Consider the following 17,596-nt stretch of genomic DNA (forward strand, 5'->3'; position numbering starts at 1 on the left):
CCACTCGCCGCCCGACTTGATCACGTCCTTGCTGCGATCGGTGATGTGCATGAAGCCATCGGCATCGATGGTCGCGACGTCGCCCGTCGGGAACCAGCCGTCGACGAGCGGAGAATCGTCGCGGCGGAAATAGCGGTCGATGACCCACGGGCCGCGCACGTGCAGATCGCCGAACGATGCGCCGTCCCAGGGCAGCTCGCGGCCATCGTCGCCGACCACTTTCATATCGACGCCAAAAAGAGCATGTCCCTGCTTCTCGCGCGATGCGCGCTGCTCTTCCGGCGAGCGCTGCTTCTGCCTGAAGCTCAGGCGCGCGAGCGTGCCGAGCGGCGACATTTCCGTCATGCCCCACGCGTGGATTACTTCGACGCCGTAATCGTCCTCGAAAGCGCGCAGCATCGCCGGCGGACAGGCCGAACCGCCGATCACCGTGCGCTTCAAGGTCGAAAAGCGCTTGCCTGCCTGCTTCATGTACGCGAGCAAGCCGAGCCAGACGGTCGGCACGCCCGCCGAATACGTGACGCCTTCCGCTTCCATCAATTCATAGAGCGACTGGCCGTCCAGGTCCTTGCCGGGAAACACCAGCTTCGCGCCGACGAGCGGCCCCGCGTGCGGAATGCCCCACGCGTTGACATGGAACATGGGCACGACGGGCAGGATCGCGTCGCTCGACGATGCACCCATCGCGTCCGGCAACGCGGCGCCATACGCATGCAGCACCGTCGACCGATGCGAGTACAGCGCGCCCTTCGGATTGCCGGTCGTGCCCGACGTGTAGCAGAGAAACGAGGCCTGGCGCTCGTCGAGCACCGGCCAGTCATAGATGCCGTCGTGCGGCGCAATGAGACTCTCGTAGCTCATCACCGGCACGCTCATGTCGCCGAGATGTTCGGCGATGCATGCAGCGTCGCCAAGCGCGATCCAGCCTTTGACGTTCGGGCATTGCGGCGCGATGTTCTCGACGAGCTGCCGGAAGGTCATGTCGAAGAACACGTAGGAATCGTCGGCGTGGTCGATGATGAACGCGACCTGATCCGGAAAAAGACGCGGGTTGATCGTATGGCAGACGGCGCCCATGCCGCTCACGCCGTAGTAACACTCGAGATGCCGATAACCGTTCCATGCCAGCGTGCCGATGCGATCACCCTGTTCGACGCCCAGCGCACCGAGCGCCTGCGCGAGCTGCTTCGCCCGTTTCTCGCAATCGCGATACGTGTAACGGTGAACATCGCCTTCGATGCGGCGCGACACGATTTCCGTATCGCCGAAATGCCGTGCTGCATGAGCCAACAGGGACGACGCGAGCAGCGGTACATCCATCATCTGACCGTAAAGCGGTGCCGCCATAAGGGAAGTCCTCGACGAGTGGAATGCGGTTGGCTACGCGATGGTGACCGTCATGGTTGCCGCCGCGAGGGCGGTCCTGCAGGCCGGCGGGCGCGGAATTACAATATCGTTTAACTCTGAGGCGCTCAATATGTCGTTTTCCCCAAGCAATGCGGTGCGCGCAACGACCGACGAAGCCGATGAACTCGCGTCCCCCGCCGGCTCCATGCAGCGCATCGCCGATGCCGTCCGGAGCGGCCGTCCCGGTTCCTTCGCCGCGCTCGGTTCCGCGTTCCTGACCCGCCTTCCCGCCACACCGGTTCCCGATCCTTACGTCGTCGCCGTTTCGCGCGAAGCCGCCGATTCGCTTGGCTTCGATGCAAGCGTCGCTTCCGGCCCGGAACACGCCGCATTCGCCGCGTACTTCGCCGGCAATCCGACGCCGCAGTGGCCGCGCGACGCCATGCCCTACGCCGCCGTGTATTCGGGGCATCAGTTCGGCGTTTGGGCGGGCCAGTTGGGCGATGGCCGCGCGATCACGCTCGGCGAAGTGGAACACGCCGGCGCGCGCCTCGAAGTTCAACTGAAGGGCGCGGGCCGCACGCCCTATTCCCGCATGGGCGATGGCCGCGCCGTGCTGCGCTCGTCGATCCGCGAATTTCTGTGCTCGGAGGCGATGCATCATCTCGGCATTCCGACGACGCGCGCGCTCGCCGTCATCGGCTCCGACATGCCGGTGCGCCGCGAAACCATCGAGACGGCTGCGATCGCCACGCGCATCGCGCCGAGCTTCGTGCGCTTCGGACACTTCGAGCATTTCTATTCGAACGATCGCGTCGACGAACTGAAGGCGCTGGCCGATCACGTCATCGACCGCTTCTATCCGCAGTGCCGCGAGGCGGACGACCCGTATCTCGCGCTGCTCGGTGAAGCCGTGCGAAGCACCGCCGAGCTGATGGCGCACTGGCAGGGCGTCGGCTTTTGCCACGGCGTGATGAACACGGACAACATGTCGATTCTCGGCCTGACCATCGACTATGGTCCGTTCGGTTTCATGGACGGCTTCAACGCGCATCACATCTGCAATCACTCCGATACGCAGGGCCGCTATTCGTATAGCCGTCAGCCGCAAGTCGGTTACTGGAACCTGTTCTGCCTCGCGCAGGCGCTGGTGCCGCTTTTTGGCGCGAATCTGCCCGAGGAAGGCCGCGCGGAACGCGTCGTGGAAGAGGCGCAGAAAGTGCTCGAGCAGTACAAGACCGCGTTCGCGCCGGCGCTCGAAGCGAAGATGCGCGCGAAGCTCGGGCTCGAAACCATCCGCGATGGCGACGACAAGCTCGCCAACGCCCTGTTCGAAATCATGCATGCGAATCGCGCGGATTTCACGCTGACGTTCCGCAATCTGTCGAAGGTATCGAAGGGGGATGCGTCGAACGATGCGGCCGTGCGCGACCTCTTTCTCGACCGCGCGGCTTTCGATGCGTGGGCCGTGTGCTATCGCGAGCGGCTTGCACATGAATCGCGCGATGATGCGTCGCGCGCCGCGGCGATGAATCGCGTGAACCCGAAGTACGTGCTGCGCAATCATCTCGCCGAACAGGCGATCCGCCAGGCGAACGAGAAGGACTTCTCGGAGGTCGAACGTCTTCTGGATGTGCTGCGCCGCCCGTACGACGAGCAACCGGAATACGAGGCATACGCCGGCCTTCCGCCAGACTGGGCGGGCGATCTCGAAGTGAGCTGCTCTTCGTGAGTTGCGCTTCATCGCGCCGCCCCCATCTTCGTTGTCCACCGGACGCAAGAAACGACCAAGGATACTTATGAACAGAGACGACACCCCCGCCGCCGCCGACTATCCGCTGAAAAAGGACGACGACGCCTATCGCAGCGAACTGAGCGAAACGCAGTATCGCGTGACGCGCCACGCCGCGACTGAACGGCCGTTCACCGGCGAGTACTGGGATCATTTCGAGCGCGGCATTTACGACTGCGTGTGCTGCGGCACGCCGCTTTTCGAGTCGGATACTAAATTCGATGCCGGCTGCGGCTGGCCGAGCTATTTCAAGCCGATCAACGGCGAAGTGATCCAGGAAAAGACCGATCGCACGCACGGCATGTTGCGCATCGAAGTGCTCTGCAAGAACTGCGGCGCGCATCTCGGCCACGTGTTCGAAGACGGCCCCGCGCCGACCGGCCTGCGGTATTGCATCAATTCGGCTGCGCTACAATTCGAACCCAAGTAAGGGCTCGCAGGTATCGATGGGCTTGCATCGCGTGTCATCCACGCCCGCTTTTCGAGCGGGCGTTCGCTTATCGCTGCCGTGTCTCCTGCACCCGCACCATCCGATGCCCACCACTTCCGGCCGCCAATGAAATTCCTGTTCGATCTGTTTCCGATCATCCTCTTTTTCGTCGCATTCAAGATCTGGGGCATCTACACGGCGACGGCCGTCGCGATCGCCGCGACGCTCGTGCAGATCGCGTGGGTCGCGTTCCGTCACCGCAAGGTCGATCCGATGTTGTGGGTCAGTCTCGGCGTGGTTGTCGTGTTCGGCGGCGCGACGCTCGTGTTGCATAACGACACCTTCATCAAATGGAAGCCGACCGCGCTCTACTGGCTGTTCGCGTTCGCGCTGATCGTCGCGCAGATCGGCTTCAGGAAGAATCTCATCGAAGCGATGATGGGCAAGCAGATCGTCTTGCCGCATCGCGTGTGGGGACAGTTGAACGTCGCGTGGGCGGTGTTTTTCGCGCTGCTGGGCGTCGTGAACCTGTTCGTCGCGTATAACTTCACCACCGATCAGTGGGTCAACTTCAAGCTCTTCGGCGCGACGGGCTGTCTCGTGCTGTTCATCGTCGCGCAGAGCTTCTGGCTCGCGAAATACATGAAGGAGGAGGACAAGCAATGAGCGAATCGTTCGACTTCATCAACGCAAGCGCGCAAGAGAAGATCACGCATCTCGAAGCGCTTCTCACCGCCGCGCTCGAACCGCAGGCCGTGCATATCGAGGACGACAGCGCCGCGCATGCGGGCCACGCCGGTGCGGCGTCGGGCAGCCATTACACGGTGACGGTCGTCTCCGAACGCTTTGCCGGCAAGGCGCGCGTGGCTCGGCATCGGCTGGTGTATGATGCGCTGGCCGATGAAATGCGGCGCGGCGTGCATGCGCTCGCCATCCGGGCATTCACGCCGCAAGAGTTCGCAGAACAATTCCAATGAATTCACGGCGTGCCGGTTCGCTCGGACCGGCGCCTGGTTTATCTTCGCTAATCTCGCCTGTTAAGGCGTCAGTTTGCTCAGTTAGGAACCTCCGATGACTTTGAAAAAAACCCGCGTCTGGGTGTTGCTGGCGGCATGCGCGGCGGCTCCCGCGTTTGCGCAAAACATCGCCGTCGTCAACGGCACGCCGATTCCCACGGCGCGCGCCGATGCGCTCGTGAAGCAGCTCGTCCAGCAGGGTCAGCAGGATTCGCCCCAACTGCAGCAGGCGGTGCGTGAGGAACTCATCAATCGCGAGATCCTGATGCAGGAAGCCGGACGCGAAGGCATCGCAATGCGCCCGGACGTGAAGGCGCAAATCGCCGTCGCGCAGCAGACCGTGGTGCTGCGCGCGCTGATCGAGAACTTCGTCGCCAAGAACAAGCCGAGCGATGCCGAAGTCAAGGCACGCTACGACCAGCTCGTGAAGCAGACGGGCGGCGGCAAGGAACTGCATCTGCATCACATCCTCGTGGAAGACGAAGCGCAGGCAAAGGACCTGATCGCGAAGATCAAGGGCGGCGCGAGCTTCGAGGATCTCGCGAAGCAGTATTCGAAGGACCCGGGATCGGGCAAGAATGGCGGCGATCTGGACTGGTCGTCGCCGTCGGCTTACGTGCCGGAATTCGGCGCAGCGGCGGAGAAGCTCAAGAAGGGTGAAGTGACGGCCGCGCCGGTGAAGACGCAATTCGGCTGGCACGTCATTCGTCTGGACGATAGCCGCGAAGTCGCCCCGCCGCCGTTCGATCAGGTCAAGGCGCAGATTGCGCAGCAGATGCAGCAGCAGAAGCTGCAGGATTTCGAAGAGGAACTGCGCAAGAAGGCCGTGATCAAGTAAGCGCGCTTTTCGGCATTCACGCGTTGCAAAGCGAAGCCGCCCTCGGGCGGCTTTGTCGTTTCTTGCGCCTGGAGCGCGGTCCGCTACGCGCCCAACGACAGCAGGAGCCTGCTCAGATTCTGCGGTTGCACGCGGATGATGCCGCTCTGCGGGCTGTCGATATCGGCGATAAGCGCGACGGACAATGAAACCGTCACCGGCAGGATCGTGATGAGCCATCCCTTCCGAAGCGCGCCTCGCGCACCGTAACCTTGCACGACGCACGCAAAGCCTCCGATGGCGATCAAGAGAAACCACGCGCCCAACGGAATGTGATTGATTCGGGCTGCTTCCGAATAATCCTGCGAGTTGAGCACGTCGTTCATGCCCGTTACGACGATGCCGCCGATCGGCGTCGGCTGAGCCTTGGCGACCTGCTTCGCGAGGTCCCACAGCCGGGTCTGCAGCGCCGCTGTTTCCATTCCGATCTGCGTCATGCGGGCGCGATCGCTCGCCCGATAGTAAGCGGCTCGTAGCCGCGCATAGTCGATCAGCAAGCTTTTGATACGGCTATCGACGGGCGCACCCGCCAGGTCCGCTCGCGCGTACTCCGTGCCGATCGCGTTCGCTTCCGCTTCTTCGAGCGTCTTGCGCGTGTCGTAGCGGCCAACGGCCATCGAGAGACAGAAGCCGATCAGCAGCGCAAGCAGGGTCAGCGTTGCGGTCTGAACGACGTTGAAGTCTTCGCGTTCTTCGGCGGAGAGTTCGCGGATGCGTCGGCGAACGAAACCTCCGAGGGCCACCGCCGCGATGAAACCCACGAGAAGCACCACGAAAAGAAACGCTGGATGAGCGACGAATCCTGCCATGCGATGGCCTCCGGATATCGACGCTCACTCGCTGAAACGCGCGGCGTCCTGCCCACCGATATCACTTCCTGTCAGCCGCGACAAGTCATCGCCGCCGGATGCAAAAAGCCCTCGGGAACGTCGAACAGGAGTCCGACTTTCTCGAGGGCGTCAGGCGGGCTCGGGTGAACCGTCCTGTTTCAAGGCGCCATCGACGCGCAGCTTACCCCATGAACCGCCGCGCGTTCTGGAACACGCGCAGCCACGGGCTGGCGTCCGTGGTCCAGTCATCGGGCGTCCAGCTCATCTGCACATTGCGATGCACACGCTCCATGTGCGGCATCAGCACCGTGAAACGGCCATCGGGCGTCGTCACCGACGTGATGCCCTGCGGCGATCCGTTCGGGTTGAGCGGATAGCTTTCCGTGGCGTTGCCGCGATGATCGACATAGCGCATCGACACGAGTGCGCTGGCTGCATCGCCCTGTTGCGAGAAGTCCGCAAAGCCTTCGCCGTGCGCGACCGCCACCGGAATGCGCGAGCCTTCCATGCCCGCGAAGAAGATCGACGGCGAGTTTTGCACTTCGACGAGCGAGAAGCGCGCCTCGAACTGTTCCGACTTGTTGCGCGTGAACTTCGGCCAGGCCTCCGCGCCGGGAATGATCGACGCCAGGCTCGACAACATCTGGCAACCGTTGCAAATGCCGAGCGCGAACGTGTCCTGGCGGCCGAAGAACGCCGCGAACATGTCCGCGAGACGCGGATTGAAGCGGATCGTCTTCGCCCAGCCTTCGCCCGCGCCGAGCACGTCCCCATACGAGAAGCCGCCGCATGCCACCGCGCCCGCAAAATCGGCGAGCGTCGCGCGGCCTTCGAGCAGGTCGCTCATGTGGACGTCGTGCGCGTCGAAGCCGGCGCGATCGAATGCGTAAGCCGTCTCCAGATGCGAGTTCACGCCCTGCTCTCGCAGGATCGCCACGCGCGGGCGCTTGTTCGTCGCGATGAAGGGAGCTGCGACGTCTTCCGCCGGATCGAAGGTCAGCACCGGCGACAGACCCGGATCGTTCGCATCGAGCAGGGCGTCGTATTCGGCGTCGGCGCACGCGGGGTTGTCGCGCAGACGCGCAATGCGCCAGCTCACTTCGCTCCACGCACGATGCAGCTCGACGCGCGGCGCATCGTAGATTTTCTTGGCGTCGCGATAGATTTCGATCGCATCGCGCTCGTTCGGCTTGCCGATGACATGCGAGCACGCCGACAACCCGTGTTCGCGCAGCGCGGCGAGCACCGCGTCGCGGTCCGATGCGCGCACCTGCACCACCGCGCCCAGTTCTTCGGTAAAAAGCGCGCGCAGCGTGCGATCGTCGCGGCGGCCGCTCGTCTGCTTGGTCCAGTCCTTCGCGTCGCCGTAATCGAATTCGTGATTCGCGTCGAGCGTCAGCATGTCGACGTTCAGCGACACCCCCACGTGGCCCGCAAACGCCATTTCGCAGACCGTCGCCCACAGGCCGCCGTCCGAGCGGTCATGGTAAGCGAGCAGCTTGCCATCGGCGTTGAGCGCCTGAATCGCGGCGAAGAAGCGCTTCAGGTCTTCGGGATCGTCGACGTCCGGCGTCGTGTCGCCGACTTGCTGCGTGACCTGCGCGAGGATGCTGCCGCCAAGGCGATTGCGCCCGCGGCCGAGGTCGATCGCGATCAGCACGGTGTCCGTATCGGCGGTGAGTTGCGGCGTCAGGTGACGGCGCACGTCCTCGACCGGCGCGAACGCCGAAATGATCAGCGACACCGGCGACACCACTTCCTTCTGCGCGCCGCGTGCATCCTGCCACTTCGTGCGCATCGACAGCGAATCCTTGCCGACCGGAATGCTGATGCCGAGCGCCGGGCACAGTTCCATGCCGATTGCTTTCACGGTGTCGTAGAGCGCGGCGTCTTCGCCCGCGCTGCCGCACGCGGCCATCCAGTTGGCCGACAGCTTCAGCTTGTTCAGCGATTCGATCGGCGCGGACGCGATGTTCGTCACCGCCTCGCCCACCGCCATGCGGCCGGATGCGGGCGCGTCGATCACGGCGAGCGGCGTGCGTTCGGCCATCGTCATGGCTTCGCCGCGGAAGCCCGCGTAGTCCATCGTCGTGATCGCGCAGTCGGCGACGGGCACTTGCCACGGCCCGACGAACTGGTCGCGTGCGGTCGTGCCGCCCACCGAACGGTCGCCGATGGTGATGAGGAACGACTTGCTCGCGACGCTCGGATGCTTCAGCACATCGACCGCGATTTCGGACAGCAGCAGGCCCGTCACGTCGACGGGCTCGAAACGCGCGGTTTCGCGCTTGACGTCGCGATGCATCTTCGGCGGCTTGCCGAGCAGCACGTCCATCGGCATGTCGACGGGCGGCTGGCCTTCGTTGTCATCGTCGACGACTTTGAGCTGACGCTCGTCCGTCGCCACGCCGACGACCGCGACCGGGCAGCGTTCGCGCTCGCAGATCGCTTCGAACGCGGGATAATCGGCCGGCGCGATCGCCAGCACATAACGCTCTTGCGCTTCGTTCGACCAGATTTCGCGCGGCGACAGGCCGGTTTCCTCCAGTTGGACCTTGCGCAGATCGAAGCGCGCGCCCTTGCCCGCGCCATCGACGAGTTCGGGGAATGCATTGGAGATGCCGCCCGCGCCGACGTCGTGGATCGACAGAATCGGATTGCGCTCGCCCTGCTGCCAGCACGCGTTGATGACTTCCTGCGCGCGGCGCTGAATTTCCGGATTGCCGCGCTGGACCGAATCGAAATCGAGTTCGGCGGTGTTCGCGCCGGTCGCCATCGACGACGCCGCGCCCCCGCCCATGCCGATGCGCATGCCCGGCCCGCCGATCTGGATCAGCAGCGTGCCCGCAGGCAAGTCGTGCTTGTGCGTATGCTGATCCGAAATATTGCCGATGCCGCCGGCGATCATGATCGGCTTGTGATAGCCGTACACGCGGCCCGCGGCGTTCTGCTCGTAGGTGCGGAAGTAGCCGCCGAGGTTCGGGCGGCCGAATTCGTTGTTGAACGCGGCCGCGCCGATCGGGCCGTCGATCATGATCTGCAACGGCGATGCGATGCGCTCCGGCCGGCCATACGGCTCGTGCTGATCGGCGGGGTTGCGCGACGGCAGCGGCGTTGCGCAGTCGCGGGCGTTCTCCCACTTCTGCCGCGCATCGGGCAAGTCGAGATTCGAGACCGTGAAGCCTGCGAGACCGGCCTTCGGACGCGCGCCGCGGCCCGTCGCGCCTTCGTCGCGGATTTCGCCGCCCGAGCCCGTCGCCGCGCCGGCGAACGGCGAAATGGCCGTCGGGTGGTTATGCGTCTCGACCTTCATCAGCGTGTGCGTCAGCTCGACGTGGCGCCCGTAGTGCTCGCTGTCGCCGCGCGGGAACCAGCGCTCCGCGATGCCGCCCTGCATGATCGCCGAATTGTCGGAATACGCGACGATCGTCCCTTCGTGATTCAGCTTCTCGGTGTTGCGAATCATCTGAAACAGCGACATGTCCTGCTTCTCGCCGTCGATGGTCCATTCGCCGTTGAAAATCTTGTGGCGGCAATGCTCGCTGTTGGCCTGCGCGAACATCATCAGCTCGACGTCGGTCGGATTGCGCTTCAGTCCTTTGAACGCGTCCACCAGATAGTCGATCTCGTCGTCGGCCAGCGCGAGCCCGAGTTCCATGTTCGCGGCTTCGAGCGCGCGGCGTCCCGTGCCGATGATGTCGACCGTTTGCAGCGGCTTCGCGGGCAGCTCATCGAAGAGATGCAGTGCCTGATCGCGCGACGCCGCGACGTTCTCCGTCATGCGGTCGTGCAGCGCGTCGGCCACTTGTGCGCGCGCTTCGTCCGACAGCGTCTTCTTGCCGCCGAGCAGCCCGCTTTTCATGACGACGGAATATTCGACGCCGCGCTCGATGCGCCGCACCTGCGTCAGTCCGCAATGATGCGCGATGTCGGTGGCCTTGCTCGCCCACGGCGACACCGTGCCGAAACGCGGCACGACCATGAAGGTCTCGACGTGGCCGCGTTCCTTAGGCTCCTCGAACGGGGCGCCGTAGTGCATCAGCGCGTGGATGCGGTTCGTGTCCTCATCGGAGAGCGGCTCCGACGAGTTGACGAAATGCAGGAATTGCCCGCGCACGCCGACGATATTCGCATCGATTTTGACGAGCGTTTCAAGAAGACGGGTCTGACGGAAATCGGAGAGAGCCGAAGCGCCGGGAAAACACGAGAAGTGGGCCATTGTGACGATGCGTCGATGACGTCTGTGAGCCGCTCGACGGCACTCGGAGCGCCGAGTGTGCAAAGCGGCGTGAGGCGAAAGGAAGACCGCGATTATACCCTGGATGCGTCTCGAAATCGGAGGGCTGCGGCGCGGGCGGCCTGTCGTGTCCACGCCGCGGGCGACGCGCGTTCTTCGGCGCGTTTCCCGAAATAGCCGGACGCCCGGGCCGCACGCGCGGCGAGGCCCGATTGGCGGTCCCTAGGCAGCGAATTTGGCGCTATCATGGCGCGCTTTCCAGGGGCGCGGCATGCCGCCGTGCTCGCCGTCCTGCCGTTAGAACATGCGGCTTTTCCGGCGCGCGATGCGCCGCCCCGGCCGTGCTATACCCGCCTTCGGGCACAAAAAATCATGGATGTCATCGTCATCGGCGGAGGAATCGCCGGCATCGCCACCGCCTATCAGTTGCACTCGGCCGGGCATCGCGTCTGCGTGATCGAACGCCACGCGACCGTCGCCCAGGGTGCGACCTACGGCCAGGGCGGCGCGCTGCTGCCCTCGCCGCTCGACGTCTGGTTCGGCCCGACGTTCATGGCGTCGTCCCGCGCGAAACAGAGCGGCATGCTGGTCAAGACCGGCTTCGACGGCGCGGCCCGCGAATTTCTGAAGCAGCTCGGGCGGCTGCGCAAGCCGGAGGCGTTCGCCGCGCAATATGCGCTGCTTCAGCCGCTCGTCGCGTTGTCGCGGCGTTGCATCGCCGAAATCGAAACGAAACACGAGCTGGAGTTCGAGCAGCGCGTCGGCCTGCTGCACGTGTTCCGCAATGCCCGCGAGCTGGAGGACGCGCAGCCGGCGATCGACTTGCTGAGAGACGTCGGCGTGCCGCACCGGGTCCTGACGCCGGAGGAATGCGTCGCCTTCGAGCCGTCCGTGCCCGACGATCCGGCATTCGCCGGGGGCGTGCTGCTGTCCGCCGAGCGCACCGCCAATTGCCCGCATTTCACGAAACAGCTCAAGCAGCTTCTCGAAGACAGCGGCGTGCAGTTCCGCATGAACCGGGATGTCGCCGCGGTGCGCCTGGAGGAGCGCCGCGCGGTGGTCGAATTGTCGGGCGCGAAGGGCAGCGTGAAGCGTCCGAGCGAGGTGGAACTGATTTCCGCCGATGCCATCGTCGTCGCGGCCGGCGCCGATACGCCCGCGTTGCTGAGCGGCTTCCGGTCGACGCCGTCGCTGTATCCGGTGCGGGTGCATACGCTGACCGCGCCGGTCGCCTACGACGAGCGCGCGCCGCACACGACGGTCGTCGATTCCGTGAAGCGCATCACGATGACGCGCGTGCATCAGCGCCTGCGCGTCGGCGGCGCGGGGGTCTTCCAGAGCCTCTCGAAAGCCGACAAGCCGCTCGACGCCGCCCTCGCCCGCCGCGCGCACGATGTGCTCGGCCAGGGCACGCACGACTGGATTCCGGGCGCGGCGCGCGTCTCGGCGGCGCGCGCGTGGGACGGCTTGCGCCTCTTGTCCGTCGATGGCCTGCCGGTCGTCGGCACGACGCAGCATCCGCGCCTTTTCGTGAACGCGGCGCATGGCCCGGCCGGCTGGGGCCTGGCCTGCGGCTCTGCTAAAGTGGTCGCGGATCTGGTCTCGGGTGTGACGCCCGACATCCCCGCCGACACGCTCGCGGCGCTCAACATCGAACGCTTCTGAGCCGCGGGGTGGCATGAAGGGTGCGAGCCGGATCACCTTCCGTCGACCGCCCGCTCATCTGCTCCGCGCCACCCATGACCGCTTCCTACTTCACACCCGACGACGACGCCCTCGCGCTGCTCACGCTGAACGAACTGCGCGCGGTCGAGGCGCGCGCCGCTGCCGCGCTGCCGCCGCATACGCTAATGGCGCGTGCAGGCGAGGCCGCCGCGAACTATCTGCTAGACGCCCTCGCCCGCGATCCGGACGCGGCCACGCTCCCGGTCTGGATCGCGGCCGGCCCCGGCAACAACGGCGGCGATGCGCTCGTCGTCGCTGAACGGCTGCATCGTGCGGGCGTTGCCGTGCGCGTCAGCATGCCGAGCGAAGTCAAGCCCGACGACGCGCGCTGGGCGCTCGACGCCGCACGCGCCGCCCGGGTCACGATCGAAAGCGAGCCGCCCGCGTCGTTCGATGGCCTCGGCTGGCTCGTCGACGGGATGTTCGGCATCGGCCTCACGCGTGCGCTCGATGGCGTCTTCGCCAACATCGCGGTGCGCATGTCGCGTCGCGGGCGCGAGTCGGGCCGCGTGCTGGCGCTCGACGTGCCGAGCGGCCTCGACAGCGATACCGGCACGCCCGTCGGCGGCGGCGACGCGGTGCGCGCGACTGTCACGATGACCTTCATCGGCGCGAAGCCGGGCCTCGTCACCGCGCAGGGCCGCGATTTGTGCGGCACGCTGCATGTCGCGACGCTGGACGTGGAGCCGCTCGCGGCGCCGTCCGTCGTGCTCAACGCAACGTCGCTGTTTCGCGCGCATCTGCCGCCGCGCGACTACGCGACCAACAAGGGCACGTTCGGGACGCTCGCGGTCGTCGGCGGCGATACCGGCATGTGCGGCGCGCCGATTCTGGCCGCCCGCATGGCGCTCTATGGCGGCGCGGGCAAGGTCCACGTCGCGTTTCTCGGCGAAGGCGGCCCGCCCTACGATCCGCCGCATCCCGAACTCATGCTGCATCACGTCGACGGCTTCGCCCTCGACAAGATGGACGCGCTCGCCATCGGCTGCGGCATGGGCAAAAGCGATCGTGCGAAGAAAGTGCTCGCCGACGTGTTGAAGCTCGACATGCCGAAGCTGCTCGACGCCGATGCGCTCAACCTCGTCGCCGAAGACGACGCCCTCGCCCGCGAAGTCGCCGCGCGCGGGCAAGCGGGCGATCCGTGCATCCTGACGCCGCACCCGCTCGAAGCCGCGCGCCTGCTGCAAACGGATGCGAGGAGCGTGCAGGCGGACCGCATCGTCGCCGCGCGCCAGCTTTCGGCGCGTTATGCCGCCGTCGCCGTGCTGAAAGGCTCGGGAACGGTGATCGCATCGCCGGATGGCCGCGTCGCGGTGAATCCGACTGGCAACGCCGGACTCGCGACCGGCGGCACCGGCGACGTGCTCGGCGGTCTCATCGGAGCATTGCTTGCGCAAAAGCTGCCGGCGCATGAAGCCGCGCTCGCGGGCGTCTACTTGCACGGGCTGGCGGCACAGACGCTGACCGCGGAAGGCACGGGGCCCGCCGGACTCACCGCCGGCGAACTCGCGCCGCAAGTGCGCAAGCTCATCAATCGCCGCTTCTATGCCGACAGCGTGTGACGCGTTGCAAGCATCCGTTCACGCATCGTCGCTATACTCCCTTTGTTTCCTTTTGCTCCCTTGATTCGGGCATCCGCGGCGGCACGGGCTGCGTTCGACGAACCTCGATGGCCGCAGAGCACGCACCTGGCCGAACCGCATCGCACGAAAGTTTTCTGTTAATCACGACTATCGGACCGCTATGACGCTCAATTCGCTTCCCGCCTGGTCGGCGCTCCAATCGCATTACGATGCCATCTCCGGCGAGCGCCTGCGCGACTGGTTCGCGCCGCAAAACGACACCGCACCGACGCGCGCGGAGCGCCTGACGTTCGACGGCGGCGGACTCACCATCGATTTCTCGAAGAACCGCATCACCGACGCGACGCTCGAACTGCTGATTCAGCTGGCCGAGCAGGCCGGCGTCACGAAGCGCCGCGACGCGATGTTCAATGGCGACATCGTTAACATCACCGAAGAACGGGCCGTGTTGCACACCGCCTTGCGCGCTCAGTCGCCCGACGCGCCGTTCCATCAGCAAGTGCAAGCCGAAAAAGCGAAGATGGCCGCGTTCGCCGACAAGGTTCGCGACGGCTCGTGGACCGGCTACTCCGGCAAGCGCATTCGCCATGTGGTGAACATCGGCATCGGCGGGTCCGATCTCGGGCCGAAGATGGTCGTGCATGCGCTGCATCATCTGGCGTCGAAGGAACTGGATACGCATTTCGTCTCCAACGTCGATGGCGCCGATCTCTACAACGTGCTCGAGCAGATCGACGCGGAAGAGACGCTCGCGATTATCGTCTCGAAGACGTTCACCACGCTCGAAACCATGACCAACGCGCATTCGATGCGCAACTGGTTTATTCAGCAGGGCTGTCCGGAAGATCAACTGTCGAAGCATTTCGTCGGCGTGTCGGCGAATCCGGCGGAGGTCGTGAAGTTCGGCATCGCGAAGGAAAACGTCTTCGAGATGTGGGACTGGGTCGGAGGCCGCTATTCGCTGTGGTCGGCGGTCGGCTTGTCGATCATGCTGTCGGTCGGGCCGAAGAACTTCGACGCGCTGCTGGAAGGCGCGGACCAGATGGACCGCCATTTCCGCGAAGCGCCGCTGGCCGAGAATCTGCCGGTGCTGATGGGAATGATCGGCATCTGGTATCGCAACTTCTTCGGCTCGCAGAGCGATCTGATCGCGCCTTACTCGCAGGCGCTGCACTATCTGCCGTCGTATCTGCAGCAACTGGAGATGGAGAGCAACGGCAAGTCCGCGACGCTCGACGGCGGCATGGTCGATTACCCCACGGCCGCGGTGATCTGGGGCGAGCCGGGCACGAACGGCCAGCACGCGTTCTTCCAGATGCTGCATCAGGGGCCGACGCTCATTCCGATCGACTTCATCGCCGTGCTGACGCCCGAGCATCCGCTCGTCGATCATCACGCGAAACTGCTCGCCAACTGCTTTGCGCAAAGCGAAGCGTTGATGCTCGGACGCACGCTGGAAGAAGCGAAGAAGGTCGCGGGCCCGGGCAAGGAGGCGCTCGCGACCCATCTGAGCTTCCCGGGCAACCGGCCCACGACGACCATCATGCTCGATGCGCTCACGCCGCAATCGCTTGGTGCGCTTATCGCGCTTTACGAGCACAAGGTGCTGGTGCAGGGAACGGTGTGGAACGTCAACTCGTTCGACCAATGGGGCGTGGAGCTGGGCAAGATTCTCGGCAAGGTCGTCGAAGCGGATATCACCGCTGCGAGCGTCGATGCATCGAAGCATGATTCGTCGACGTCCGCGCTGATCGAACGCGCGCGCAAGGCGCTCAAGCGCTGAACGCCGATGGCGGCGGCGGCTCGACTGCGGCTAGACGCTCAGGCCGTTGACGAGCCGCCCCGCTTCGATCGTCACCGTCGCGTCGCAGCGTTCGGCGAGTTCGGCATCGTGGGTGACGAGCACGAGCGTCGCACCGTTGCGGCTGTTCATCTCGAACATCAGGTCGATGATCGCGTAGCCCGTGCCGGCGTCGAGGCTGCCCGTGGGTTCATCGGCGAACAGGACTGCGGGATGCGTGACGAAGGCGCGCGCCAGCGCCACGCGTTGCTGCTCGCCACCGGACAGCAGCTTCGGATAATGGCCTGTACGTTGTGAAAGCCCGACTTGCTCCAGCAGCGACCGGGCGCGCTGCGCGATCTGATCATGCGGCATCTCGGCGCGCAGTTCGAGCGGCAGCATGACGTTCTCGAGCGCGGTCAGATGCGGCATCAACTGGAATGACTGAAACACGAAGCCGACCGCGCCGCTTCTGAGCGCGGCGCGCTGATCTTCGTCGAGCGTCGTCAGTTCCTTGCCCAACAGGCGAACCGAGCCCTCGCTCGCGCTGTCCAATCCCGCGAGCAGGCCGAGCAGTGTCGACTTGCCCGAGCCCGATGCCCCGACGATCGCCACGCTGCTGCCCTTCGCGATGGACAGATCGATCTGATCGAGAATCGTGAGCTCGCCCGTTGCGTCCTTCACCCGCTTGCTTAATCCCCGTACTTCGATGACCGGCTCGATATCGTTTTGCATGGACACCTTGAAAAATAACTGGAGCGCGCGTGGTTTCGTCATGGCCGCTGTCGCGAGCGCGATGTTCGCGGCGGCCGCATCGTCGAGCGTGAACGCTGCGGAAGCCCAGGCCGCCCAAGCGCCGCCGACAAAGCCCGCGATCGTGGTGCTGGGCGATAGCCTGTCGGCGGAATACGGCCTGCCGCGCGATACCGGCTGGGTCAATCTGCTGCGGGAGCGGCTGGCGAAAGAGCGCTTCGATTATAGCGTCGCCAATTCGAGCATCAGCGGCGACACCACGAGCGGTGGACGCGCGAGGCTGACCGCGGTGCTCACGCGCATCAAGCCGGCTGTGGTGATCGTCGAGCTCGGCGCGAACGATGCGTTGCGCGGCGTGCCCCTCGCGACCACCGAGGCGAACCTGCGCGGCATCGTCGATGCCTCGTTGGCCGCCCATGCGAAGGTGCTGCTCGTCGGCATGTACGTTCCGCCCAATTACGGCCCCGACTATTCGCAGAAGTTCCATGCGGTGTACGAGCGCATCGCGAAAGACAAGAAGGTATCGCTCGTGCCGTTTCTGCTCGCGGGCATCGAGGACAAGCCGTCGATGTTCCAGTCCGACCAGATTCACCCCACCGTTCAGGCCCAGCCTTTGCTATTGAACAACGTCTGGCCAACGTTGAAACCGTTGCTGGCCGCGGGCGCGTCGCAGTAACCGGATGCCAGCCGCGCCAGCCCTTCGACCAAGCGCGAAAAAGACGGCCACGATTCAGTACTCTGAGACTTTCGCGTCACTCACTCTAATATCACCGCTCAGTACGGAGCGAATCAACAAGGAGGTCACGTGAAATATTTCTCCCTGCTCGCATTGACCGTTGCGATCTCGGCTTGCGCCGCACAGCCGCCTGCAGGCGTGCAACAAGTCGGCACGAGCCAGAAGGCGCCGAAGGCGGTTGCGCAATGCGTCGCCGAGAAATGGGCGCAGAAATCGCAGCAGCAGGTCATCTCGCAAGACACGCTCGCCAATGACCAGGCGCTCGACGTGTTCGTTCCGGGCCAGCAGCCGCCGAACGGCGCAGCAGCCGTGGTGCGTCCGTCGTGGTCGGGTCCGGGCTCGTGGGTCGGCTTCCGCGCAGCGGGTGCGGCCGGCAGCGACACGACCGGCGACATTCAGGCTTGCCTGTAAGCGCGCCAATGTGACGCGTCACCGGCGTGCGATCCCGGTGACGCCGATAAAAAAGCCCCGCTTCCTTCCGGAAGCGGGG

At 65.0% G+C, this 17,596-nt stretch carries 14 protein-coding genes; 10 read left to right on the forward strand and 4 right to left on the reverse strand.

The window, feature by feature from the left end:
- Positions 1-1,347, reverse strand: a 1,347-nt coding sequence (locus BG57_RS19685) for a 3-(methylthio)propionyl-CoA ligase (protein WP_035967380.1), incomplete at its 3' end; no start/stop codon positions are given.
- Between the two features lie 130 nt (positions 1,348-1,477).
- Here BG57_RS19685 and BG57_RS19690 point away from each other — a divergent pair.
- The 5 genes from BG57_RS19690 (at position 1,478) to BG57_RS19710 (ending at position 5,423) form a co-directional block, all read left to right on the forward strand.
- Entirely contained in the window at positions 1,478-3,079 is a 1,602-nt protein-coding gene (locus BG57_RS19690) for a protein adenylyltransferase SelO (protein ID WP_035967382.1), read from the forward strand.
- A 67-nt stretch (positions 3,080-3,146) separates the two neighbouring features.
- Complete coding sequence (gene msrB / locus BG57_RS19695) at positions 3,147-3,569, forward strand: peptide-methionine (R)-S-oxide reductase MsrB (protein WP_035967385.1); 423 nt, start codon at positions 3,147-3,149, stop codon at positions 3,567-3,569.
- 126 nt (positions 3,570-3,695) lie between these two features.
- Positions 3,696-4,235: a septation protein A gene (locus BG57_RS19700; RefSeq protein WP_035967386.1), complete on the forward strand. Its 540-nt coding sequence runs from the start codon at positions 3,696-3,698 to the stop codon at positions 4,233-4,235.
- Entirely contained in the window at positions 4,232-4,546 is a 315-nt protein-coding gene (locus BG57_RS19705) for a BolA family protein (protein ID WP_035967387.1), read from the forward strand. The genes BG57_RS19700 and BG57_RS19705 overlap by 4 nt, the downstream gene beginning before the upstream one ends.
- Before the next feature lie 94 nt (positions 4,547-4,640).
- On the forward strand, positions 4,641-5,423 hold the full coding sequence (locus BG57_RS19710; RefSeq protein ID WP_035967388.1) for a peptidylprolyl isomerase: 783 nt from the start codon (positions 4,641-4,643) through the stop codon (positions 5,421-5,423).
- A gap of 83 nt (positions 5,424-5,506) precedes the next feature.
- Here BG57_RS19710 and BG57_RS19715 read toward each other — a convergent pair whose 3' ends face one another.
- Positions 5,507-6,271, reverse strand: a complete 765-nt coding sequence (locus BG57_RS19715; RefSeq protein WP_035967389.1) for a bestrophin-like domain — start codon at positions 6,269-6,271, stop codon at positions 5,507-5,509.
- Between the two features lie 202 nt (positions 6,272-6,473).
- Entirely contained in the window at positions 6,474-10,511 is a 4,038-nt protein-coding gene (gene purL / locus BG57_RS19720) for a phosphoribosylformylglycinamidine synthase (RefSeq protein ID WP_035967390.1), read from the reverse strand.
- A 390-nt stretch (positions 10,512-10,901) separates the two neighbouring features.
- Between purL and BG57_RS19725 the strand changes: the two genes are divergently transcribed.
- From BG57_RS19725 to pgi, 3 genes are all read left to right on the forward strand, one after another.
- Positions 10,902-12,194, forward strand: coding sequence for an FAD-dependent oxidoreductase (locus BG57_RS19725; protein ID WP_035967391.1), 1,293 nt, complete (start codon positions 10,902-10,904; stop codon positions 12,192-12,194).
- 74 nt (positions 12,195-12,268) lie between these two features.
- Positions 12,269-13,816 (forward strand): bifunctional ADP-dependent NAD(P)H-hydrate dehydratase/NAD(P)H-hydrate epimerase, encoded by a 1,548-nt coding sequence (locus tag BG57_RS19730; protein WP_035967392.1) that lies wholly within the window; start codon positions 12,269-12,271, stop codon positions 13,814-13,816.
- 181 nt (positions 13,817-13,997) lie between these two features.
- Positions 13,998-15,620 carry a glucose-6-phosphate isomerase gene (gene pgi / locus BG57_RS19735; RefSeq protein WP_035967393.1) on the forward strand — a complete coding sequence of 541 codons (1,623 nt, stop codon included), beginning with the start codon at positions 13,998-14,000 and terminating at the stop codon, positions 15,618-15,620.
- Between the two features lie 30 nt (positions 15,621-15,650).
- Here the strand turns inward: pgi and BG57_RS19740 are convergent, their stop codons facing one another.
- The gene (locus tag BG57_RS19740) at positions 15,651-16,352 is read right to left on the reverse strand and encodes an ABC transporter ATP-binding protein (protein ID WP_035967395.1); all 702 of its coding nucleotides are present in this window, start codon (positions 16,350-16,352) and stop codon (positions 15,651-15,653) included.
- A gap of 40 nt (positions 16,353-16,392) precedes the next feature.
- Here BG57_RS19740 and BG57_RS19745 point away from each other — a divergent pair, with 40 nt between their 5' ends.
- Together BG57_RS19745 and BG57_RS19750 are read left to right on the forward strand one after the other, a co-directional pair.
- Positions 16,393-17,046: an arylesterase gene (locus tag BG57_RS19745; RefSeq protein ID WP_371875835.1), complete on the forward strand. Its 654-nt coding sequence runs from the start codon at positions 16,393-16,395 to the stop codon at positions 17,044-17,046.
- Positions 17,047-17,175: 129 nt separating this feature from the next.
- Positions 17,176-17,517, forward strand: coding sequence for a hypothetical protein (locus BG57_RS19750; RefSeq protein ID WP_035967400.1), 342 nt, complete (start codon positions 17,176-17,178; stop codon positions 17,515-17,517).
- Positions 17,518-17,596: the final 79 nt, after the last annotated feature.

It is taken from the genome of Caballeronia grimmiae, from assembly GCF_000698555.1.
GTDB lineage: Bacteria > Pseudomonadota > Gammaproteobacteria > Burkholderiales > Burkholderiaceae > Caballeronia > Caballeronia grimmiae.